The sequence below is a fragment of the Hymenobacter psoromatis genome (assembly GCA_001596155.1).
Lineage (GTDB): Bacteria > Bacteroidota > Bacteroidia > Cytophagales > Hymenobacteraceae > Hymenobacter.
Genome location: CP014771.1, coordinates 2957618 through 2978819 on the forward strand (window position 1 = coordinate 2957618; position 21202 = coordinate 2978819).

The 21202-nt window shown below is 60.3% G+C and carries 19 protein-coding genes and 1 pseudogene; 8 read left to right on the forward strand and 12 right to left on the reverse strand.

Features of this window, described 5'->3' with window-relative positions; genetic code table 11:
* The first annotated feature begins 75 nt into the window (after positions 1-75).
* A complete protein-coding gene (locus tag A0257_12480; protein AMR27826.1) occupies positions 76-576 on the forward strand; it encodes a hypothetical protein in 501 nt (166 codons plus the stop codon).
* A gap of 39 nt (positions 577-615) precedes the next feature.
* On the opposite strand, the gene A0257_12485 is transcribed toward A0257_12480, so the two are convergent.
* Positions 616-1062, reverse strand: coding sequence for an ester cyclase (locus A0257_12485; protein AMR27827.1), 447 nt, complete (start codon positions 1060-1062; stop codon positions 616-618).
* 317 nt (positions 1063-1379) lie between these two features.
* Here A0257_12485 and A0257_12490 point away from each other — a divergent pair, with 317 nt between their 5' ends.
* A complete protein-coding gene (locus A0257_12490) occupies positions 1380-1766 on the forward strand; it encodes a hypothetical protein (GenBank protein ID AMR27828.1) in 387 nt (128 codons plus the stop codon).
* A 160-nt stretch (positions 1767-1926) separates the two neighbouring features.
* On the opposite strand, the gene A0257_12495 is transcribed toward A0257_12490, so the two are convergent.
* Complete coding sequence (locus tag A0257_12495) at positions 1927-4851, reverse strand: hypothetical protein (GenBank protein AMR27829.1); 2925 nt, start codon at positions 4849-4851, stop codon at positions 1927-1929.
* A 109-nt stretch (positions 4852-4960) separates the two neighbouring features.
* On the opposite strand from A0257_12495, the gene A0257_12500 reads away from it, so the two are divergent.
* Positions 4961-5518, forward strand: coding sequence for a hypothetical protein (locus A0257_12500; GenBank protein ID AMR29742.1), 558 nt, complete (start codon positions 4961-4963; stop codon positions 5516-5518).
* A 92-nt stretch (positions 5519-5610) separates the two neighbouring features.
* On the opposite strand, the gene A0257_12505 is transcribed toward A0257_12500, so the two are convergent.
* The 10 genes and pseudogenes from A0257_12505 to A0257_12550 all read right to left on the reverse strand — a co-directional run bounded on the left by A0257_12505 (position 5611) and on the right by A0257_12550 (position 15254).
* On the reverse strand, positions 5611-5994 hold the full coding sequence (locus A0257_12505; GenBank protein AMR27830.1) for a hypothetical protein: 384 nt from the start codon (positions 5992-5994) through the stop codon (positions 5611-5613).
* Positions 5995-6149: 155 nt separating this feature from the next.
* Positions 6150-7043, reverse strand: a pseudogene (locus A0257_12510) (hypothetical protein).
* Between the two features lie 103 nt (positions 7044-7146).
* On the reverse strand, positions 7147-8031 hold the full coding sequence (locus tag A0257_12515) for an N-acetylneuraminate synthase (GenBank protein AMR27831.1): 885 nt from the start codon (positions 8029-8031) through the stop codon (positions 7147-7149).
* A 174-nt stretch (positions 8032-8205) separates the two neighbouring features.
* Complete coding sequence (locus A0257_12520; protein ID AMR27832.1) at positions 8206-8733, reverse strand: 3-deoxy-D-manno-octulosonate 8-phosphate phosphatase; 528 nt, start codon at positions 8731-8733, stop codon at positions 8206-8208.
* 137 nt (positions 8734-8870) lie between these two features.
* Entirely contained in the window at positions 8871-9677 is an 807-nt protein-coding gene (locus A0257_12525; protein AMR27833.1) for a short-chain dehydrogenase, read from the reverse strand.
* Positions 9678-9895: 218 nt separating this feature from the next.
* A complete protein-coding gene (locus tag A0257_12530; protein ID AMR27834.1) occupies positions 9896-11197 on the reverse strand; it encodes an aminotransferase class III in 1302 nt (433 codons plus the stop codon).
* 140 nt (positions 11198-11337) lie between these two features.
* Positions 11338-12291 carry a transketolase gene (locus tag A0257_12535; GenBank protein ID AMR27835.1) on the reverse strand — a complete coding sequence of 318 codons (954 nt, stop codon included), beginning with the start codon at positions 12289-12291 and terminating at the stop codon, positions 11338-11340.
* Positions 12292-12447: 156 nt separating this feature from the next.
* A complete protein-coding gene (locus A0257_12540) occupies positions 12448-13305 on the reverse strand; it encodes a transketolase (GenBank protein ID AMR29743.1) in 858 nt (285 codons plus the stop codon).
* Between the two features lie 58 nt (positions 13306-13363).
* The gene (locus A0257_12545; protein ID AMR27836.1) at positions 13364-14179 is read right to left on the reverse strand and encodes an acylneuraminate cytidylyltransferase; all 816 of its coding nucleotides are present in this window, start codon (positions 14177-14179) and stop codon (positions 13364-13366) included.
* A 46-nt stretch (positions 14180-14225) separates the two neighbouring features.
* Positions 14226-15254 (reverse strand): hypothetical protein, encoded by a 1029-nt coding sequence (locus A0257_12550; GenBank protein AMR29744.1) that lies wholly within the window; start codon positions 15252-15254, stop codon positions 14226-14228.
* Between the two features lie 476 nt (positions 15255-15730).
* Here A0257_12550 and A0257_12555 point away from each other — a divergent pair, with 476 nt between their 5' ends.
* The 5 genes from A0257_12555 to ureC all read left to right on the forward strand — a co-directional run bounded on the left by A0257_12555 (position 15731) and on the right by ureC (position 20985).
* Positions 15731-16309, forward strand: coding sequence for a hypothetical protein (locus A0257_12555; protein ID AMR27837.1), 579 nt, complete (start codon positions 15731-15733; stop codon positions 16307-16309).
* A gap of 257 nt (positions 16310-16566) precedes the next feature.
* Positions 16567-18249: a sodium transporter gene (locus A0257_12560; protein ID AMR27838.1), complete on the forward strand. Its 1683-nt coding sequence runs from the start codon at positions 16567-16569 to the stop codon at positions 18247-18249.
* A 310-nt stretch (positions 18250-18559) separates the two neighbouring features.
* Positions 18560-18862 (forward strand): urease subunit gamma, encoded by a 303-nt coding sequence (locus A0257_12565; GenBank protein AMR27839.1) that lies wholly within the window; start codon positions 18560-18562, stop codon positions 18860-18862.
* A gap of 18 nt (positions 18863-18880) precedes the next feature.
* On the forward strand, positions 18881-19267 hold the full coding sequence (locus A0257_12570; GenBank protein AMR27840.1) for a Urease subunit beta: 387 nt from the start codon (positions 18881-18883) through the stop codon (positions 19265-19267).
* Entirely contained in the window at positions 19264-20985 is a 1722-nt protein-coding gene (gene ureC, locus A0257_12575) for an urease subunit alpha (GenBank protein ID AMR27841.1), read from the forward strand. The genes A0257_12570 and ureC overlap by 4 nt, the downstream gene beginning before the upstream one ends.
* Positions 20986-21202: the final 217 nt, after the last annotated feature.

Genomic DNA, 21202 nt, shown 5'->3' on the forward strand with positions numbered 1-21202 from the left:
AGCTCGGAATGACGTTCTCTTTCGTTATTCGCTTCGGGACGAGAACAATTCTAAATTCCTCATTACCAATTCTTAATGTCCACGCTCTCCGGCACGCTCACCATTCTCTCGGCCATGTTCACGCCGGCGATACTGGTGTCGGCGTGCGGCTCGCTCATTATGACCACCTCGCAGCGGCTGAGCCGCAGCCTCGACCGGCAGCGCGAGGTGGCCCAGCGGCTGCGCCAGAATCAGCAGCAGGCCGCCACCTCTACCCCCGACCCGGCCGAGCGCGGGCACCTCACGCAACAGCTGCTGTTTGCCATCAGGCGGGCGCGGCTGCTGCAACGGGCCATGACCAGCCTGCACCTCACGCTGAGCATTTTTATCAGCAGCATCTTGGCCATCGGCGTGTTTGAGCTGACTGATATCTCGCGAACCTGGATTATCGCGGCCCTGAGCGTGGCGGGTGCCGTTATGCTGCTCTATGGCAGCGTATTACTCATTCAGGAATCGAGTCTGGCCCGCTCCGACGTGGCCGAGGAAACGGCCTACCTCACCCAGTTTACCCAGGCCGACCAGGAGCAGCTTTCCTAAAAAATAGGGGCTGAAAGAGACAGAGCTATGACCCCACGGCTAGAGGGCCGGCGGCAAAGCTCCTACCTGGTGAAACATTCCAAACCAGTCTTCGAGGTGCCAGGTGTGGGTAATGCGCCCGTTTTGGAGGTGGTGAAACTCGTGTAGCGCGATGCGCACGGGCTGATTGGTAGCCGGAATACCGAACCATTCGCCCTGGTGCGTGCCCCGGATTTCAGCCCGCACGGCTGCTCGACCCGCCGAACCCATGATTTCATGAATGACGATTTCCAGGTCGGGAAAAGCTTGGGTTAAGGCCTCAATTATGGGTTTGATGCCCTCCGGCCCCGGACCCTGGCCCGGCCCGAGCGGAATATCCTGCCAGTCGGCCACCACGACCTCGTTCAGCAAGTGAGCGTTGCCGGCGCTGAAAGACCGGTAAAGTTGATGAATCGAATGCCGCTCGGCCTCGGAAAGCGAGATGAGCGGGATAGTTTCAGTTGTCATAAAATGTTGATTGGGTATATAGAGAAAATAATAAGCTAAGCGAGTCTGCTACGCTTGCTTCAACTCGCGCAGGAAGGCAGCGCAGGCCGGCTGAAACTGCTGGAACAACAGCTGGTGCTGCTGAGTCAGTGGCACTTCCGAAAAATGACAGGAAGAATGTCCCTGACGAAAGGAAGGCGGCCCAAAGGCCGGGAATGAGGGAATGGAAAGGGTAGATGATGCCCCGCGTTAACTAAATGATGACACAAATCTCCCACCTAAGTAGTAGCTTTGGCAAGTAGCTACTAAATTGTAGCCTAGTATCCAAAACGAAACTATTGACGCTAACCATGAATAAACCCACTTCCAGCAACGCCCTGAACCTGGAATCTTTGCTTTTCACCTGCCCTATGCTGTATGGAATGCAGCGACTGAGCGGCCGCTACAAAGTGGCGCTGCTCTGGCACATTCACCAAGGCACCGCCCGCTTCGGGCTGCTGCGCAAGGCGCTGCACCCCGTCACGACCAAAATGCTGAGTCAGCAGTTGCGCGAGCTGGAAGCCGACGGCCTGCTAAGCCGTACCATCTACCCCGAAATGCCTCCCCGCGTCGAATACGCCTTACTTCCCGAAGCCGAAACCCTGCTAGGCGTGCTGGAAGGGCTGCGCCACTGGGGCGAGCGCCTAAAGCAGCAGGCTATTAACCAACTGGTGAGTAATGGGTAGTAGGCAGTCGGCAGTCATTACGAGCATGGTGCGCATCAAGCAAGGACGAAGCAATAGCCCCAGAATAATACCCAAACGACTCGTCCTCATTTTGTTCTGATGCTATTATTTCGTGGCGCTCGCAATGTGATAACCGGTCCTCCATTACCTATCACTTACTTCACAAACGCACATTGAAGGCCAGCGGCTGCACCACCAGCCCGCCCACGTAGTTGCTATACGCCACCCGCACGCCCGCCTCGACGGGCGTGCGCAGGTGAAAAACGTTGAACAGGGCCATGAAATCGACGCCGGTATCGCGGTAGTTCTGGAGGAGGCGGGTGGGCACGGGCGGGCCGCCGGCCGCGGCGCGCAGCGGCACCACGCTGCTGCCCTGGGCGAGGTCGAAAAACGCGGTGGCCCGCAGGCGCTGCACGTAGAGCACCCGCCCCACTGACCAATGCACGAAGGCCAGCGGCAGGCTGTAATCAACACTACCCACCGCCAGCCGGTCGAAGCTGACGTAGCTCGTTTCGGCCCGCGGAAAGGAAATGGCCGCCGCGAAATTGTACTGATTCTGCTGCTGATATTGAAAGCCGCCGCGCAGCCGCACGGCGTGGTGCTTGCCTAGCCCCGGCAAATACACCGACGACTGCACGCCCACCTGACTGGCTTGCAGGCTGGTGCCAAACGGCGTGGTGCGATAAGTAGCCAGCAGCGTGGTCCCGCCGCGCGGGGCCACGTCGCGGGCGCTCTGCTTGAGCTGGCTGGCGTAGCTCAGCGAGGTTTGGATGGCGTGGAGGGGGGTAGTAATTCCCGTTTCATTTTTGCTGCGGAAGGTCGGGGTGTAGTTGAAAACCCGCTCGTGCAGGTAATACGCGCCCACCGTGAGCGCCTGCAAGTACCTGGAGCGCGTGAGCACCAGCGGCAGGCGCACGCCGGCCAGCAGGCGCGCGTATTGCCACTGCGTGCCGCGCAGGCTATCGAGCGGCGCGGCGCGGTCGAAGTAGCGCGCCGCGTTGCGCCCGCCGTAGGTGGCTTCCACGTCCAGCACGGGGTAGCGGCCCTGGTAGCTGAGCGCGGCGGTGGCGGCCAGCGTGCGCTCGGTCTGGTCGTAGTTCAGGCCCGCGAAAAGCTGGGTCGTGCTCAAAAAATCCTGCGAGCGCGCGCCCACGGTCACGCTGCCGCCGTCGGGGCTCTGCACCACGCCGTAGCTGAACACGCGGAACGCGTGGGCCAGCGGCCGGTAGCGCCGCACCCCGTAGCGCGGCCCCGCCGAGTCGGGCGAGGCCAGCAGCGCCGTGATGCGCGCCGCCCCCGGCTCGCCAGCCGCCAGCGCCGCCACGAAGGGCTCGGGCGTGTCGGTGCGCGCGGGGGTGGGTAGGGCGGTCCAGGCAGCGGGGTCGAGGGGCATTTCCACCACGCGGGCACCGGTGGCGCGGTAGTCGTGCAGGGCCAGACGCTGCCCGTCGGGGCTCACGGCCGCGTGGTAGGCCCCGAAGGGTCGGTTCGTCACCTGGTAAGTCTGCCCGGTGCTGTAGTTGACGGCATAAATGTTATCCACGCCCGACTGCGGCGAGTTATACAGCACGTATTCGCCCCATAGCTGCGGGTTAGCCAGGTTGACATTCGCCACCGGCAAAATATTGACTTCCAACCCACTGTTAGGGTCGATGAGCTGCAGGGTTTTGCCGGCCGCGCTCAGCGCTACCGTCACGATGGCCTGACCGCTGGGCGACCAGCGCGGCTGCTGGTAAAAGTCGTTGCGCGGGTTGGGCAGCGTGCGGATAACGTCGCCCGTAGTGGCGTTGAGAATTACCAGCGCGTGGTGGTAGGCCTCGTCGGTGCGCACGGCCACCAGTTGGCGGCCATCGGGCGAGAGCGCGGCGGCGGCGTAGCGCTGTTTTTTGCCCACCCGCGTGAGGCGGCCGGTGGCCAGGTCCAGCACCTTCAGCTCGGAGTAGATGCGCTGGCCCCAGCGCGGGTCCTGCCGAAACTCGGGCCACACCACCTTGCCGCCGCCCACCGACAGCAGCTGCGGAATATTCTGCAGGCCCAGCGTAAACAGGCGCTTTTCGCGGCCGTGGAGGCCCAGCAGCACCAATTGCGCGATGTCGCCGAGGCCGCTTTTCAGGGCCACCACGGTGCTGTCGTTCACATATTGCGGAAACTGGTACTGCGTAAATACCCGCGGGTCGGCCTGCCCAGCCAGCTCGCGCACAGCGGTGGGGGTAGGACGCGCCGCCTGCTGCGCGCGCCAGGTCGAGTCCAGCTCGCGCATGGTGCGGGCGTAGAGGTCCTCCACGCGCAGGCCGGTGGTGCGCCGCAGGCTGTTCGAAAACGAGAAGGGATAGAACGGAAAGCGGTAGTACTGGTCCAGCACCCGGCCCCACACCTCGGGGCCGTAGTGCGCTTTGGCATAAGAGGTTAGGTAGTAGCCCAGCACGTACCAGTCGGGCACGTTATCGCGCAGCGAGCCGCTCACTGCTTTCTGATAGCTATAAAGCCGGCCGCTCAGCAAATTAGCGCGCAGGCCCAGGCCGAAATATGGGATGCGCCCGCGCCCGCTACGCGTGAGGGCCGTTTCGGTGCCCACCGCGTCGCCCTCAAAAAACCACTGCGGCACGCCCACCGCCGCCACGCCCAGCCCGCCATCGCCGAGCAGCGGCACCACGGCCCGCCCTACCCCCTGCCGCGCCTTGTCAAACTGATTAACATGCCGAAACTCGTGGACCACCAGCCCGTCGAGCCAGTCCACGGTGCCCAGGCCCTGCCCCTGGTCGGGGGTCGTGAAAAACTCGGCGTGCCGCGGCAGAAAGGTAACGAACGCGTTGCTCACGGTTGTCTGGTTCTGCATGACCACCGCGATGGGCGCGGCCTGCACGCCCAGCGTGCGGCCCTCGGGGCCATGCACGGCTTCCAGCCGCCCGGCCGTGCGCTGCGCCGCCGAGTCGAGCCCCGCCGGAAACAGCACCCGAAAATGCGGACTGCGCAGCTCCTGCCAGCGCAGCGCGGGCGGGTTCTGGCTAATAATGGGCAGGCTTTGGGCCCAAGCCCGTTCGCCCGCCATAACCCCCAGAACCAACGCCAGCAGTACTTTTCGCATGGAGCAAGTTACGGCTAACAGCCTCGGCGAAGACCAATGATGTTGGTACATTACTTAAACAAAAAAGGTGTACCTTCACCCCACGTTTCACCCCTTTTCCCCTTTCATCATGTCTGCCACCGCCACCGCCACCGCCACCAAGTGGGCCCTCGACCCCACGCACTCCGAAGTGCAGTTCAAAATCAAGCACTTAGTTATTTCCACCGTTTCGGGCTCGTTCAAGACGTTCCAGGGCACGGCTCAGAGCGAAGGCGACGACTTCGAGAATGCTCAAGTTGAGTTTACGCTCGACGTAAATAGCATCGACACCAACAACGAGCAGCGCGACGGCCACCTCAAAGGCGATGATTTCTTCAATGCCGCCGCTTTCGCCCAGATTAAATTTCAATCGACGTCGTTCACCAAGACCAGCGGCAGCAACTATAAACTGGTGGGCGACCTCACCATCAAAGACATCACTAAGCCCGTGACCCTCGACGTGGAGTACGGCGGCACGGCCGCTGACTTCTACGGCAACACCAAGGCGGGTTTTGAAGCAACCGGCAAAATTAATCGCAAAGAATACGGCCTCTCCTGGGGCGGCATCACCGAAGCCGGTGCCATCGTGCTCGGCGACGACGTGAAGCTGAGCATCAACGTGCAGTTTATCAAGCAGGTAGCTGCATGAAAAGAGTTAAGAGTTAGGAGTTAGGAGTTAAGAGTTAGGAGTTGGCCGAATCAGTCAACTCTTAACTCCTAACTCCTAACCCTTAACTCTTTTCACGCCGTGCGTTTCAGCCCAATAATGCCCACCAGAATGCAGCCGATGTAGAAGACGTGCACCCATTGAAAAGGCTCCTTCAGCACCAGTGTGTCCACTATTTTGATGCCGACCAGGGCCATGCCCATCCAGATGGCGAAGGCCGTGGAGGCCGGAATGACGTTGAGCGCCTTTGAGAAGAAGAACACGTTGCCCACGCCAAACGCGACGTAGCAAATGGCCGGCACCAGGGTCACGATGCCCACTGAACCCGCGAAAAAGTGCGACCAGTCAATCGCCTTAATCTTGGCGACGCTCGTGTATTTGAGGCTGTAGTTCCAGCACACTTCCATAATGGAAGCGAGCAGCAGGTACAGCCAGGCGGGGTTGAAGCTGAGCGTCAAGATAGGGCGGTGGCAACAGGGCGGGAAGAATCGGCCGGGGCGGCGTTGGGCTGGTCGGGGGGGGTAGGGCCAGTGGGGTGGCCGCCGGGGCGCAGGGCCATAATGGTTTCGGCGGAACTCTCGGGCACTTCCCAGCCTTGCAACACTTTGGCGAGGGGTAGGCGCTCACCCAGCCAGGTCAGCACGCGCCAGCGGGCACCGTGGTAAAACCGGAACAGCGTCGAGCGCTCGGCCAGCTCCTTTTCATCGAAGCGATACACCGAAAACGCGTGTTGCGCGAAGTAATCTTTCGGAAAAGCGTAGGGCAGGCCCCAGCGCTCGGGCTTGCGGTTTTCGGGCAGGTAGGCGGTGCCGAAGAGCCAGTCCCAGACCGCGAACTTGGTCGAGAAGTTGGCGAAATACACTTCCTCGTGGTCGGCGTGGTGCCAGAGGTGCATCTCGGGGCCGTTGATAACATATTGCAGCTTACCCGATTTCACGTTGATGTTGGCGTGAATGTACATGCCCCACACCGCATCAATCAGCGCCTTTATCGGCACCACAATCGGGTTGGCCCCCAGCAGAATAATGGGCGCAAACTCGATAGTCTGGTTGATAATAATCTCCACGATGTGCGAGCGCGAGCCGGCCAGCCAGTCCACCTGCTTGCCCGAGTGGTGCGCCTCGTGGGTGCGCCAGAAGAAGGCGCTGTTGTGCTGAAAGCGGTGAAACCAGTAGATGTAAAAGTCGTGGGTCAGCACGAAAAAGCCCACCTGCGTGGCCACCGGCCAACTGCTCACTAAGTGGAACCGCGCCCCAAAATGTGCCGCCAGCGGCGCGATGATGAACCCGAAAATCAGAATTTGCAGGAAGTAGCTCTGCACCAGCGTGTACCAGAAAAGGTCCACGAACAGCCCTTCACGGAAGAACGGCAAGCCCTTGCGGTACGGAAACTTGCGCTCCAGCACCAGCAAAACTACCACCGCTAGCAATAGTATCGGCGTGGTAATCAGCGTGGTGCGGGCCACGGGATTCAGGCCGTGGTAGAAATGGCTTATCGTCTCTAGCATAACGAGTACTGACTAGTTGGCTTCCCTAACCCTTTCTGGCGAACGAATGTTCTGACGTTTTTAGCCCGCATCCTCTGCGGGCTAAAAACGTCAGAAAAAAGATTTACGCGGCCGTTACCTCGCGGCGCAGGCGGCGCAGGGGCTCTTTCTCGCTCTCATATACCACCTTCACGCCGTCGCCGAGGCCGGCTTCGGTGTCGCGGATGTCGCGCACCATCTTGGCCAGGCCGCCGGGCTCCACGCTGGCCGCGTGGTCGCTACCCCACATGGCGCGGTCGAGGGTAAAGTGGCGCTCCACGAAGGTGGCGCCCAGAGCCACGGCCGTTACGGTGGTGCTCAGGCCGGTCTCGTGGCCCGAGTAGCCGATGGGCGTGCCCGGAAACTGCGCTTGCAGGGTCGAAATCATGCGCAGGTTCAGCTCCTGCGGGGGGCAGGGGTAGGCCGAGGTGCTGTGCGCAATCATCAGCTTGTCAAGGCCAACATGCTTCACGGCGTCGGTAATTTCCTGCTGGGTGCTCATGCCGGTGCTCAGCATGAGCGGGCGGCCGGTGGCGCGCACGCGGTCGAGCAGCGGCTTGTCGGTGAGCGAGGCCGAGGCCATCTTGTACATCACCGGGTTGAACTGCTCCATGAAATCGACCGACGGCTCGTCCCAACACGAGGCAAACCAGTCGATGCCGCGGGCCTTGCAATAGTCGTCGATGGCCGTGTATTCTTCAAGGCCAAACTCCGTTTTGCGCTTGTAGTCAATGTAGCTCATGCGGCCCCAGGGCGTGTCGCGCATTTTCTCCCACTGGTCCTTGGGCACGCACAGCTCGGGGGTGCGCTTCTGAAACTTCACGGCGTCGGCGCCGGCCGTCACGGCCGCGTCGATGAGCTGCTTGGCTAGGTCGAGCGAGCCGTTGTGGTTGATGCCGATTTCGGCAATGATATAGCACGGTTGGCCGGGGCCAATGGCGCGGCTCTTTTTGATTTGAACTATCGACATCTCTGGTACTGAAAAAATGTGAGAATGTAAAAGGTGTGAAAACGCGCGGGGCTTGGATGAAGCTAGCGGGTGAGGTAAGAAAGGTGACGGATTGAAAGAAGAAATATTTTCTCTTTTCCTGCTTTCACAAAAAGCATATTTTCACATTTCTCACATTTTCACATTAGTAAAAAACTACTCCGAGCCCTTATCCACAGGGGTCCTACCCCCCTGGCAGCTAATAATCAGCTCGGCCAGCTCGCGAAAAGCACCGTGGCCGCCCCGCGCCCGGCAGCGGTAGTCGGCCGCCTCGCGGGCAAAAACGGTAGCATCGCCGGGGCAGGCGGCCAGCCCCACCAGCCCCAGAATGGGCACATCGTTGGTATCGTCGCCGATGAAGGCGACCTGCTCGGCCGTGAGATTCAGGCGCGTTAAAATCTCCGCCAGCAGCGGGGCCTTATCCTTGATACCCAAGTGTAACTCCGTGATTTTGAGCTTATCGGCACGCTTCTGCACCGAAGGTGAGCGCTCACCGGTGACAATGCCCGTCTCCACGCCCACGGCGCGCAGGCGCTCCACACCCATGCCATCGCGGATGTTGAAGCGCTTGAGCACCTCGCCGCTTTCGCCGTAATACACGCCACCGTCGGTCAGCACGCCATCGCAATCGGTGAGGACGAGCTTGATGCGGCGGGCTTTAGCGGCTAGTTCGGCGTGCTTCATGTAAAGGTTTGGTGAAATTCTATCCGAAATTAATACACAATCGGCAGTAGCGCGGACACTGCGAGTCCGCCCGTGGTATCGTTGAACGATATTACTAAACAGCTTTCCCACGCGCGGACTCGCAGCGTCCACGCTACTTAAATGGCCGTCCAGCCGCCATCCACCACGAGGTTAGCGCCCGTCATGTAGGCCGAGGCGTCGGAGGCCAGGAACACCACCGCGCCCTGGTAGTCGGTGGGCGCGGCCATGCGGCCGAGCGGTGTTTTAGCGCTATACTGCTTCACAAAAAAAGCGTCCTGGCTATTCTCTACCCCCCCCGGCGAGAGCGTATTCACCCGCACGCCCCGCGTGCCCCAGTAGGCCGCCAGGTAGCGGGTGAAATTCACGACTGCGCCCTTCGTGGTGGGGTAGGACGGTGATTTATAGAAGGTTTGCTCCCCGGCCTCGTTGCGGTAAATGCTCTGGTCCGGCCCCACGAGGCCGTAGGTACTGGCCACGTTAATAATGGAGCCGTGGCCCTGCTCGGCCATCGGCGTGCCGAACACCTGCGCCGCCAGAAAGACGCCCGTCACGTTCACCTCCAACACCTGCCGAAACGTGGCCACCGGGAAATTCTCAAACTTGCTGAGGTCGGCGGCCATCGCCGGGTTCTCAAACATGTCGTTAATGGCCGCATTATTCACCAAAATGTCGATGTGCCCGAATTGCCTGATAATGGTATCACGCGCGGCGGCCAGCGACTCGGGCGAGGTAACGTCCACGGCGAGGGGTAGGTGCACGGCACCGGGCAGGCCGGCGGCCACCTCGCGGGCCTTGTCGAGGTGCAGGTCGGCTACTACCACGTTGGCACCGGCGAGGGCCAGGGCCTCGCAATGCTTCTGGCCAATGAGGCCGCACGCGCCGGTGACGATGGCCGTTTTGTTGGTTAGGTCGAAGAAATTCATGGAAGTATTATCGCCGCCCCACGTTAACCTCACCCCCTAGCCCCCTCTCCTGCGGAGAGGGGGGACTAGCTTCTAGTTTTAGTTTCTAGAAACGACAAGGGTAAGACGGTTTGCAGGGCGTTAAAGCAGCTAGAGCTAAAACTAAAAGCTAGTTTCCCCTCTCTTTTGGAAAGGGGGTTAGGGGGTGAGGTTGACGTGAGGTGAACCGTGCGAACTAACTACTTCGCCTTCACCGGCGCGGCATTGGTCACTTTGCGAAACACGGCTTCCAGCGGCTCGCCTTCCAGGCGGGTACTCACGTCGCCCTTCTCGATGGCGTCTTTGAGCAGGGGTAGGACCTCGCCGTAGGCGGCCAGGGTTTTGGCCACGTCCTCGTCAGTGTGCGAGAAGCTCATGTTGTGGAAACCGCCCCACAGGATACCGCGCTTGAACAGCTCCTGCTGCACGTATGCCTTGGTTTCCAGGGGGTTGCCAGCGCTGGCATCGAAGGTCACGATGCTGCGGCAGTCGTAGCCGTAGCACTTGGTGTAGCTGCTCAGGCCGAGGTCAGCGGCGATTTTGTTGTAGCCTTCTTTCAGCTTGTTGCCCTGGCTGGCCAGGAACGCGGGCACGTTTTTCTCGCGCATCTCGCTGATGGTGGCGATGGTCGCCGCCAGGCTCAGCGCCTCGCCGCCGAAAGTGGTGAAGAAAAACACGTCGTGCTCAAACAGCTGCATCACGTCCTTGCGGCCCGTCAGCAGCGCGATGGGCATCCCGTTGGCGCAGGCTTTGGAGTACACCGCCAAGTCGGGCTTGATGCCAAAATACTCCTGCGCGCCGCCGATGGCGATGCGGAAGCCGGTCCACATCTCGTCAAAAATCAGCAGCGTGCCGTTTTCCTTACAGAGGCGGGCCACTTCGTGCAGGAAATTGTCCTTGGGCGCATCAAAAATGAACGGCTCCAGGATGACGCAGGCCACATCGGGCGTCAGCATTTCCTTGAACGAGTCGAGGTTGTTGTACTCGAAAGCGCTCACTAAGTCCTTGCTTTCCTGCGGAATACCCTTGTCGCGGCTCGTAGTGCCGATGTACCAGTCGTGCCAGCCGTGGTAGCCGCAGCACAGCACATCCTTGCGGCCCGTGAAGGCGCGCGCCACTCGCACCGCCGCCGAGCACACGTCGGCCCCGGTCTTGCTGATGCGGATGCTCTCGGCGTTCGGGATAATCTCGTGAATCAACTCCGCCACCTGCACTTCCAGCTCGTGCATCATTGAAAACGTGATGCCATCTTCGAGTTGCGCCCGAATGGCGTCGTCCACGCGGGGGTAGGCGTAGCCCAGGCTCAGCGGGCCGATACCCATCTGATAATCAATGTATTCGTTACCATCAACGTCCCACACGTGCGAGCCCTTGCCGCGCTTCACGTACTTGGGCGCGGCACCTTTGGTGTACTGGCCCGGCCCCTTGGCGAGGGTCTGGGTAACGGGCGTCATGATTTTCTGCGCGCGAGCGTAGAGGTCGTCGGATTTCTGGAAATTCATAGGATGGGCTTGATTATTCTTTGTAAAAGTAGAACGTCATGCTGACGAAGGAAGCATCTCTACCGCTTCGTTGAACGACTCGGGTGAAGCGGTAGAGATGCTTCCTTCGTCAGCATGACGTTCTATTAGGCTTATGGCCGTTACTCGGCAAATTCGTTTTCGACCACTTTGGTCTTCGCGCCGAAGGTATGCTCTCCGTCGCCCAAACGCTCGCCGATGCGGCGGGCAATGTGCTGGCCGGTAAAGCCTTCGTATTCGAGCACTTCACTCAGCAGGCCGGGCTTGTACCAGCGCTCTTTCAGGGCCAGCGGCAGCACTTTGGCGGTCAGCTCATTTGCTAATAAAAGCTCGGCCAAAATGGAGTAGAGGCCGCCGGTCTGGAAGTGGTCCTCCACGGTCACGACGAGGCTACCCCCCTTCACGACGTTAAGCACGGCGGCTTCGTCCAAGGGCTTGAGGCTGCGCAGGTTCACGAGGCCCACCGAGTAGCCGGCTTCGGTGAGCAAGTCCCTGGCAATCAAGGTTTGCTCGAAGAGCATCCCATAAGTGAGGATAGTAACGTCAGTGCCTTCGGCCACGATTTCGGCCTTGCCCATTTCATACGGCGCGTGCTCGTAAGTGGCGGGGCGGGTGTTCACGCGCAGGTAGGCGGGGTCGGGTGAGGCCCAGATGGCGGGCAGCATGGCCAGCATATCATCCTCGTCGGCGGGCGCGAAAACCGTCATGCCCGGAATGCCGCGCATCAGCGAAACGTCCTCGATGGCCTGGTGGGTAGGGCCGTTGCCATCCGACAAAAAGCCGGGCACGAAAGCGCTGATTTTCACCGGCAAGTGCGGAATGCCCACATCGGTGCGGATAAACTCAAACGCCCGCAGCGTGAGGAAAGTAGCCAGCGCGTGGACCACCGGCACGCGCCCGCGCAAGGCCAGGCCGGCCGCCGCCCCAATCATAGTTTGCTCCGTGATGCCGGTGTCGATGAAACGCGGACCCAGCGGGCCGGGCAGGTTGCGAATAAGGGCGCGGTTTTCGGCCGTCATCACCAGCAGGCGCTCGTCGGCCAGGGCAGTTTCGTGGATAAGCTGTTCGTAATTCATTTCTTAATGACGTAAGAGCTGTTTGTCATTGCGAGCGCAACGAAGTGGAGCGCGGCAATCTTTCCTGGTCGTCCTTGGCATTGAGCTAGTAAACCCAACGTGAAGGAAAGATTGCCGCGCTCCACTTCGTTGCGCTCGCAATGACAGACGAATTAATTAGCGGACGGTGAGGGTTTCGCTGGTGAGCGTGGTGGCCTCCTGGCTGTGCAACTCTTTGAGCAGCTCGACCACCTCGTCGCTGCTGAAGTTGCAGAACCAGCGGTCGGCGCGGCGCTCGATGCTGGGTAGGCCGCGGCCGCGCACCGTGTCGCAGATGATAACGGAAGGCTTGGTATCGCTGAAGGGTAGGGCCGTGAAGGCTTCTTCTAAGGCCGCGAAATCGTGGCCGTCGATTCGCTTTACTACCGCGCCGAAGGCCTCGAACTTGGGAGCCAGCGGCTCCAGCGGAATGAGGTCTTCGGTAGCGATGTTGGCCTGGAAATGATTGCGGTCTACTACGATGGTTAAGTTATTGACCTGATGGGCACTGGCCACCAGCAGGGCTTCCCAGCAAGTACCCTCGTTCAGTTCGCCGTCGCCGGTGATGACGATAACGTGCTGATTCTGGCCGCGCATCCGCGCATCGAGGGCCACGCCCAGCGCCACGCTCGGCAGGTGGCCCAGTGAGCCCGAATGAAACTCCACGCCCGGCACGCTGCGGTTGGGGTGCCAGTAGATGGAGTCATTGGCTTTCAGGTGGTTGGCCAGGCGCTCCTTGGGCATGAAACCTAGCTCGGCGAAGGTGCCGTAAAGGGCCGGCACGTCGTGGCCCTTGCTCAGGAAAAGGTAGTCGCGCGCGGGGTCGGTGAGGTTGCCGGGGTGCACGTTGAGGAAATCGGCGTAGAGGTACACCAGCAGGTCGGCGCAGCTCAGCGAGGCCCCGGTGAAGCAGCCGCCATCGGTGCTCAGGCGCACGATGTGCTCGCGCACGCGCAGAGCTAGGGCTTTTAGTTCGTCTTGTTTTTCGAGGGTCATAGTAAACGTTTGAATCGTTGTCATGCTGAGCTTGCCGAAGCATGACGTTCTTATTAATTTACAATTGCTTTGTATTACCCGCGTCCACCGTCCGCAACTCGTCCAAGTGATTGCGGTACCAGTTCACGCCGGCTAGGTCAGCATTTAAGGCGTAAATGTCTGGCCTTTGTTTTAATAAAGTCAGGATATCAGCCAGCCCAAAACGCGGATTGACTGGATAAAGCGCTTCGTACACGACTTTAATGAACTCATAATCAGCCGGATAGTCGATGGTGAAACGGTGCGACATCGAGTAGTCCAGGCCCGTTTCCCAAACTACGCTGGCCAGGCGGAAGCGGTCGGGGTTCTCCCAGAAGAAGGGGGTAGTGTGCTCGCGCTCCAGCGGGCGGCGGGCTTCGCGCCAGGCCGTTTCGAGGGCCGCGAGGGTCATCACTTCCACGTCGTTGCCGTCGGGGTAGGTGGCGGGGTGCAGGTTGCTCACGAAGTCATACTGGCCCTTCGTCGCCTCAAAAAAGCCGAGGACTTTATCAATAATGGCCGGGTCGATGAGCGGGCAGTCGCTGGGGATTTTTACTACCCCCTCCGTTTCGCCAAAGTGCAGCGCGGCCTGGTAGTGGCGGTCGAGCAGGTCGAGGGCGCTGCCCCGAAATACCTCAATGCCATGCTGTTGGCACAGCTCGGCCAGCGGGTCGTCGCTGGGCTCGTCGGTGGTGATGACGGCCACGCGGCCCGCTAGCCGCGCCTGCCGCACGCGCTCGACCTGGCGCACCAGCAGCGGCCGGCCCACGAGGTCGAGGCTGACTTTATCGGGGAGGCGCGAGGAGCCGCGCCGGGCCTGAATGAGGGTGAGCATACTTTTTGGAATCGTTGTCATGCTCACGAAGAAGCATCTCTGCCGCTTCGTTCGCCTAATTGAATTATTACCCCACGCGAGATGCTTCGCGAGGCTCAGCATGACGTTCATTTTTGATTTCAACCGGCTGATACTGCCGTAAAAACTGCGGCCCCGAGCCTTTGAAACGGCCAAACTGCCGGCAAATGTCGGCGATGTGCTCGGCGCTGGTGCCGCCGTTCTGGATGGGCAGCTTGCGCTGGAGGTCAGCCATGTCGAAGTACGAATGCACCGGAATGCCCAGCGCCAGACCCACGTAAGCCACTGTGCTGTACTGGGTTATTAATTCTACCGAGTTGGCAATCATCTCCTCGGTGTTGCCTTCGGTGTAGATGAGGGCGCTGGGCGGGGCATATTTTTTGACCTCGGCCGTGGCGCGAGCCATGTCCTCGTTGGGATGAAACTTGAAAATCATGGGCCGGCCGGCGGCGATGCGCGTGGCGTGGCGAATGAACTTCTTGCGGTTGTCGCGCCGGAAGGTTTCGCGCATGTCGGTGGTGGCGACGAGCACGTAGCCGCGATGCGGAAAAGTATTCTGCCGCAGCTTTTCTATGTCATCGAAATTGGGAATGCCCGTGACCACGATTTTATCCTTATTAACCCCGATTTTGGCGAAGTGCTCGGCGTAGCCGGGCGAAGCCACGCAGTACACGTCGCAGCAATTATTCATGCCATTGAGCGAGGTGCCGATGGCCAGGATGGGGAAGCGGGTGAATCGCTTCACGAGGCGCGCCCATAGGTGAAGCGGGTCGGTCATGCCCTCCTGCACGAAAACTGACTTGCTGGTTTTCAGCAGGTTCCAGGGCACCACGATGTCGGAGCAGCACACGATGAGGTCGTATTGGTGACGCAGCTCGCGGTTTTCAAAATCGCGGCGCAGCTGGTGCTGGGCCACGTAGCGGTCGGCTTTTTCCTTCACCAGGCCCTGCACAATGGTCTTGTCCAGGATGTTGTTGCGTAGCAGCCACTCGTAGAAGCCGCGCATCCAGCCATCGTAATAGAGCTGGCTGAAGTAGGGTTCATACTCCTCTTCGAGCAACTGCGCCACCCGGTGCATCTGGGTAGTCTGGTTGGGCGAGCCAATAAGGTATAGCGCTTTTTTCACTCGCAAAAGGTAGGTAGGCCTACAAAAATACAACGGCAGCCGAATGACGGACGGTTGGGCGGGGGTAGGAAAACGGGTACGCCGGGTGGCTTGTTTTTACTTTCGGCCTCGTTCCCGTCCAACTTTGCCTTGGTATGCGCTTGTTTTTTCGTTTTTAACGCTTGTGGCAGCCTTATCAGTGCGGGCCGCCGCTGCTCAAACGCCCGCCCCTACCCCCCCCTGAGTGCCCGACCTGGGCAATGGCCAGTACAAAAATCCGGTGCTCTACGCCGACTACGCCGACCCCGACGTGGTGCGCGTGGGCCAGGATTATTACCTCACCTCGTCGAGCTTTAACTCGGCGCCGGGCCTGCCCATTCTGCATTCCCAGGACCTGTGGCAAGCAGGACTGGTTTCTGCACTTCCAGGCCCAGGGCGCCTACGGCCGGGTGGTACACCTGGAGCCCATGCGCTGGCAAAATGATTGGCCCGTTATCGGCCTCGACCCCGACGGCGACGGCACCGGCCAACCCGTGCTCACCCACCGCAAGCCCAGGGTGCCCGGCAGCGTAGCCGTGGCCGTGCCCGCCACTTCGGATGAGTTTGACCACGGCCGGCCCGGCCGGCAATGGCAGTGGCGGGCCAACCCGCAGCCGCAGTGGCTGGCCCCTACCCCCCCGGCTGGCGGCCAGCTGGCGCTGGCCGCCGCGCCCGTGCCCGCCGAAGCCAAAAACCTGTGCCTGGTGCCCAGCCTGCTGCTGCAAAAGATTCCCGCCGAGCACTTTACGGCCACCGCCAAGCTGCTGTTTACGCCCCAGGCCGAGGGCGAAAAAGCCGGCCTCGTGGTGCTGGGCCTGGACTACGCCGCGCTCATGCTCACCCGGCAGGCCAGCGGCCTGCTGCTCAGCCAGACCACCTGCCTGCAAGCCGACAAGGGCACCGCCGAAACCACCGCCGCCACGGTGGCCCTACCCCCCGGCCAGCCGCTGTACCTGCGCGTGGCGGTGCGGGCCGGGGCGCGCTGCTAGTTCAGCTACAGCGACAATGGGCAGCAGTTTACGGCGCTGGGCCCCGAGTTCACGGCCCGCGAGGGCCGGTGGGTGGGCGCTAAAATGGGCCTGTTCTGCCTGAGCGCGGGCGGGGGGGGTAGGGGCCGGCCAGCTGCACGTGGACTGGTGGCGTGTGGCACCTTAAAAGTTCCAAATTTTCTTTACACAATCGATTGCATAGCCCGGCTAGCGGATATTTGCCCTACTTTCGTTTTCCATTCGTTTTTTCCCGCCCCATGCATAAGCTGGCTACCTTAGACTACATCGTCTTTTTCGTTTACTTTCTGATAGTCGCCGGCTACGGACTCTGGATTTATAACCGCAAAACGGGCCACGACGGAACCATTGAGGGCGATTCCAAGGATTATTTCCTGGCCGAAGGTTCTCTGACGTGGTGGGCCATCGGCTCATCGCTGATTGCCAGCAACATCTCGGCCGAGCAGTTCGTGGCCATGTCGGGCTCGGGCTTTAAGATGGGCCTGGCTATTGCGGCTTATGAGTGGATGGCCGCCGTGACGCTCGTTATCGTGGCTGTGTTCTTCATTCCGGTGTATTTGAAGAACCGCATCTTCACGATGCCGCAGTTCCTGCACCAGCGCTACAACGGCACGGTGGCCATGATTATGGCCGTGTTCTGGCTGCTGCTCTACATCATTGTTAACCTGACCTCGATTCTCTACCTCGGGGCCATCGCGGCCAGTACGATATCGGGCCTCAACCTCAATTTCTGCATGTACGCGATGGCGTTTTTCGCCATTATCATCACGCTGGGCGGCATGAAGGTAATTGGTTTCACGGACGTGATTCAGGTGTTTTTCCTGATTATGGGCGGCCTGGCTACCACGTACTTAGCCGTAAATCTGGTATCGACCCACTACGGCACCACGGGCGTGTTCAACGGCCTGCACCTGATGTACAGCCAGGCCAACGACCACTTCCACATGATTCTGCACCGCGACAACCCGAATTACATTGACCTGCCGGGCCTCACGGTGCTGCTCGGCGGCCTCTGGATTGTGAACCTCAATTACTGGGGTTGTAATCAGTACATTACGCAGCGCGCCCTGGGGGCCGACCTGCCTACCGCCCGCGGCGGCCTGCTGTTCGCGGCCTTTTTGAAGCTGCTCATGCCGGTGATTGTGGTGCTGCCGGGCATCGCGGCCTACATTCTGTACAAGCAAGACGTGTTCGGCAGCGGCGAGTTTATGCAAAATGGCGAGCTGAACCCCGACCGCGCCTACCCCGTGCTGCTCAACATCTTACCGGTGGGCCTCAAGGGCTTGTCGTTCGCGGCGCTCACGGCGGCCGTAGTGGCCTCGCTGGCCGGCAAGGCCAACTCGATTGCGACCATTTTCACCCTCGATATTTACAAGAAAGCCATTAATCCCAACGCCTCGGAGAAAACCCTGGTTTCGACCGGTAAAATCGCGGTAGTGGTGGCCATGCTGCTGGGCGTGGTGATTGCCCCGCACCTGGGCATTGACAAGAAGGGCGGCTTCACCTATATTCAGGAGTACACGGGCTTCGTGTCGCCGGGTATTTTCGCGATGTTCATCCTGGGCTTCTTCTGGAAAAAAGCTACGTCGAGCGCCGCGCTATTTGCCACCATCGGCGGCTTTTTGCTGTCGGTGCTGCTCAAGTTTTTGCCCGGCATGGCCAACCTTTCCTGGCTGGCTCCCTACGGCTTTTCGGTGCCCGTCAATGGTGTGTACGAGATTCCGTTTCTGGACCGCATGGGCTTCGTATTCGTCTTCTGCATCATCGGCATGGTCATTATCAGCCTCATCGAGCACGCCCGCGGCGTGAAAACCAACGGCCTCGAAATCGACTCGTCCATGTTCCGACCCAACAAGACGTTCACGGCCGGCGCGGTGCTCATTCTGGGCGTGGTGGTGGCGCTGTACTCGGTATTCTGGTAGGCGAGCAGCAGAAAGTCCGCGTTCCTTTTTTTGGTCTCGCACCACAAAGGCTGCTCCTTGGGGCAGCCTTTGGTGGGTTGGTGGGGTAGCGGCGGGCCGGCCGGCGCGGCAGCGTTTGCCGGGGCCGGTCCCTAAACTTGCTCCTACATTAGGGGAATTGAAAAAGCCATCACCAGCCGGTTTTGGCTGGCCTTTCCGTGGAGCATGGTAACGGCCGCCGCGCTGCAACCCCGGCCCGGTGGGAAGCGCCGAACTGCTGGCTACCTGTCACTTGCCCGTTTCTTCCGTTGCCCCTACCCCCCTTCTTTCTATGCACCTTACCCCACGAGAATCTGAGAAGCTGCTGCTGTTTTTGGCCGGCGAGCTGGCCGAAAAGCGCAAGGCCAGGGGCCTGAAGCTGAACTACCCGGAGGCTATTGCCTTAATCAGCAGTCGCTTGCAGGAAGCTGCCCGCGACGGCAAAACGGTGGCCGAGCTGATGCAGGACGGGGCCACTTTTCTCACGCGCGACGACGTGATGGAGGGCATTCCGGAAATGATACAAGAGGTGCAGATTGAAGCCACCTTCCCCGACGGCACCAAGCTGGTAACCGTGCATCAGCCAATTCGCTAACCCTTAGCCCTTTGCGTTATGATTCCTGGAGAATATTTTGTGGCCCCCGGCGACATTGCCTGCAACGTGGGCCGGCGTGAGGTCACGCTTACGGCCACCAACACCGGCGACCGGCCCGTGCAGATAGGCTCGCACTTCCACTTCTTTGAGGTGAACCGCGAGATGGATTTCGACCGCGCCCTGGCCTTTGGGATGCGCCTCAACATTGCCGCCGGCACGGCCGTGCGCTTCGAGCCGGGCGAGGAAAAGGAAATCACTCTAGTGCAGTACGGCGGCGCGCAGCGCGTTTTCGGCTTCAATAACCTGGTGGATGGCGACATGTCGTGGGAAGGCAGCCGCGAGGCCGGCCTCAAGCGGGCCAACGAGGAGAATTTCAAAAACACCCCTAATTCGCAAGCGTTATGAGCCTGAAAATCAACCGCGTAAAGTACGCGAATATGTTCGGCCCAACCGTGGGCGATAAGGTGCGCCTGGGCGACACCGAGCTTATCATCGAAATTGAGAAGGACTTCGGCACCTACGGCGACGAGAACAAGTTTGGCGGCGGCAAAACCGTGCGCGATGGCATGGCGCAGTCGGCCACTGCCACCCGGCACGAGGGCGTGATGGACTTCGTGCTTATCAACCTGATTATTATTGACCACTGGGGCATTGTGAAGGCCGATATTGGCATTAAGGACGGCCGGATTGTGGGCATTGGCAAGGCCGGCAACCCCGACACGGCCGATGGCGTGTCGCCGAACATGATTATCGGGGCCTCGACGGAGGTGCATAACGGCGCGGGCCTGATTGCCACGGCCGGCGGCATCGACGCGCACATTCACTTTATTTCTCCCCAACAGATTGATTACGCGCTCTTTAGCGGCATCACGACGATGATTGGCGGCGGCACCGGCCCGGCCGATGGCACCAACGCCACCACCGTGACGCCCGGCAAGTGGAACATCCAGAAAATGCTGGAAGCCGCCGAAGACTTTCCCATGAACCTGGGCTTTTTTGGCAAGGGCAACTGCGCCACCGAGGCCCCGCTGACGGAGCAGATTGAGGCCGGCGCGCTGGGCCTGAAGATTCACGAGGACTGGGGCTCGACCCCGGCCGTGATTGATGCCGCGCTACGCGTGGCCGATAAGCTCGACGTGCAGGTGGCCATTCACACCGATACACTCAACGAAGCGGGCTTCCTGGAAGACACCATCCGGGCCATCAACGGGCGCACCATCCACACCTTCCACACGGAAGGCGCGGGCGGCGGCCACGCCCCGGACATCATTCGGGCCGCGTCGTTTCTGAACGTGCTGCCTTCTTCCACTAACCCTACCCGCCCCTACACCGTCAACACCATCGACGAGGCCCTGGATATGCTCATGGTGTGCCACCACCTGAGCAAGAATATCCCGGAGGACGTGTCCTTTGCCGACTCGCGCATTCGCGCCGAAACCATTGCCGCCGAAGGTATTTTGCAGGACATGGGCGTGTTCAGCATGATGAGTTCCGACTCGCAGGCGATGGGCCGGGTGGCCGAGGTGATTACCCGCACCTGGCAGACGGCCGACCACATGAAGAAGCAGCGCGGCCCCCTGCCCGAGGACAAGGACAGCGGCAACGACAACTTCCGGGTGAAGCGCTACGTGGCCAAGTACACGATAAACCCGGCCATTTCGCACGGCATTGCGCATCACGTAGGCTCGCTGAAAGTGGGCAAGCTGGCCGATATCGTGCTCTGGAAGCCGGCTATGTTCGGCGCGAAGCCCGAGATGATTATCAAGGGCGGAATGATTATCGCCAGTCAGATGGGCGACCCTGGCGCGTCCATCCCTACCCCCCAGCCGGTGATGTACCGCCACATGTTTGGCGCGCACGGCAAGGCGCGGCTGCGCACCTGCGCCACGTTCGTGTCGCAGATTTCCATCGACAAGGGCATCGTGGCTGAGTATGGCCTGGAAAAAATGGTGCTGCCGGTGAGCAACTGCCGCAACATCTCCAAGCGCGACATGGTGCATAACGACAAAACGCCCGACATCCAGGTGAATCCCGAGAACTACGAGGTGCGCGTGGACGGCGAGCACATCACCGGCGAGCCGCTGACGGAGGTGGCCCTGGGCCAGCGCTACTTCCTGTTTTAAAGTATACGCCCTCGGAACTACTTAAAGAAGCTGTTTAAAAAGTTGTCAGACAGTCATGCTGAGCTTGTCGAAGCATCTCTGCCACGCCGTTCGCGCGTCGTTCAACGAAGCGGCAGAAACGCTTCGACAAGCTCAGCATGACGTTCTATTTAGTATGTTTAATTGCTTTCAAAACTGCTCCAGGGCCGGGCGCAGGAATTGAGGCCGCTACTTAACA

What these genes read in the sequence shown, in the direction of transcription:
- A0257_12495 (AMR27829.1), bottom strand. Translation starts at nt 4,851, where the DNA reads ATGCGAAAAGTACTGCTGGCGTTGGTTCTGGGGGTTATGGCGGGCGAA.
- A0257_12560 (AMR27838.1), top strand. Translation starts at nt 16,567, where the DNA reads ATGCATAAGCTGGCTACCTTAGACTACATCGTCTTTTTCGTTTACTTT.
- A0257_12530 (AMR27834.1), bottom strand. Translation starts at nt 11,197, where the DNA reads ATGAATTTCCAGAAATCCGACGACCTCTACGCTCGCGCGCAGAAAATC.
- A0257_12525 (AMR27833.1), bottom strand. Translation starts at nt 9,677, where the DNA reads ATGAATTTCTTCGACCTAACCAACAAAACGGCCATCGTCACCGGCGCG.
- A0257_12565 (AMR27839.1), top strand. Translation starts at nt 18,560, where the DNA reads ATGCACCTTACCCCACGAGAATCTGAGAAGCTGCTGCTGTTTTTGGCC.
- A0257_12500 (AMR29742.1), top strand. Translation starts at nt 4,961, where the DNA reads ATGTCTGCCACCGCCACCGCCACCGCCACCAAGTGGGCCCTCGACCCC.
- A0257_12515 (AMR27831.1), bottom strand. Translation starts at nt 8,031, where the DNA reads ATGTCGATAGTTCAAATCAAAAAGAGCCGCGCCATTGGCCCCGGCCAA.
- A0257_12570 (AMR27840.1), top strand. Translation starts at nt 18,881, where the DNA reads ATGATTCCTGGAGAATATTTTGTGGCCCCCGGCGACATTGCCTGCAAC.
- A0257_12485 (AMR27827.1), bottom strand. Translation starts at nt 1,062, where the DNA reads ATGACAACTGAAACTATCCCGCTCATCTCGCTTTCCGAGGCCGAGCGG.
- A0257_12480 (AMR27826.1), top strand. Translation starts at nt 76, where the DNA reads ATGTCCACGCTCTCCGGCACGCTCACCATTCTCTCGGCCATGTTCACG.
- A0257_12540 (AMR29743.1), bottom strand. Translation starts at nt 13,305, where the DNA reads ATGACCCTCGAAAAACAAGACGAACTAAAAGCCCTAGCTCTGCGCGTG.
- A0257_12545 (AMR27836.1), bottom strand. Translation starts at nt 14,179, where the DNA reads ATGACAACGATTCCAAAAAGTATGCTCACCCTCATTCAGGCCCGGCGC.
- A0257_12520 (AMR27832.1), bottom strand. Translation starts at nt 8,733, where the DNA reads ATGAAGCACGCCGAACTAGCCGCTAAAGCCCGCCGCATCAAGCTCGTC.
- A0257_12535 (AMR27835.1), bottom strand. Translation starts at nt 12,291, where the DNA reads ATGAATTACGAACAGCTTATCCACGAAACTGCCCTGGCCGACGAGCGC.
- A0257_12550 (AMR29744.1), bottom strand. Translation starts at nt 15,254, where the DNA reads ATGCACCGGGTGGCGCAGTTGCTCGAAGAGGAGTATGAACCCTACTTC.
- ureC (AMR27841.1), top strand. Translation starts at nt 19,264, where the DNA reads ATGAGCCTGAAAATCAACCGCGTAAAGTACGCGAATATGTTCGGCCCA.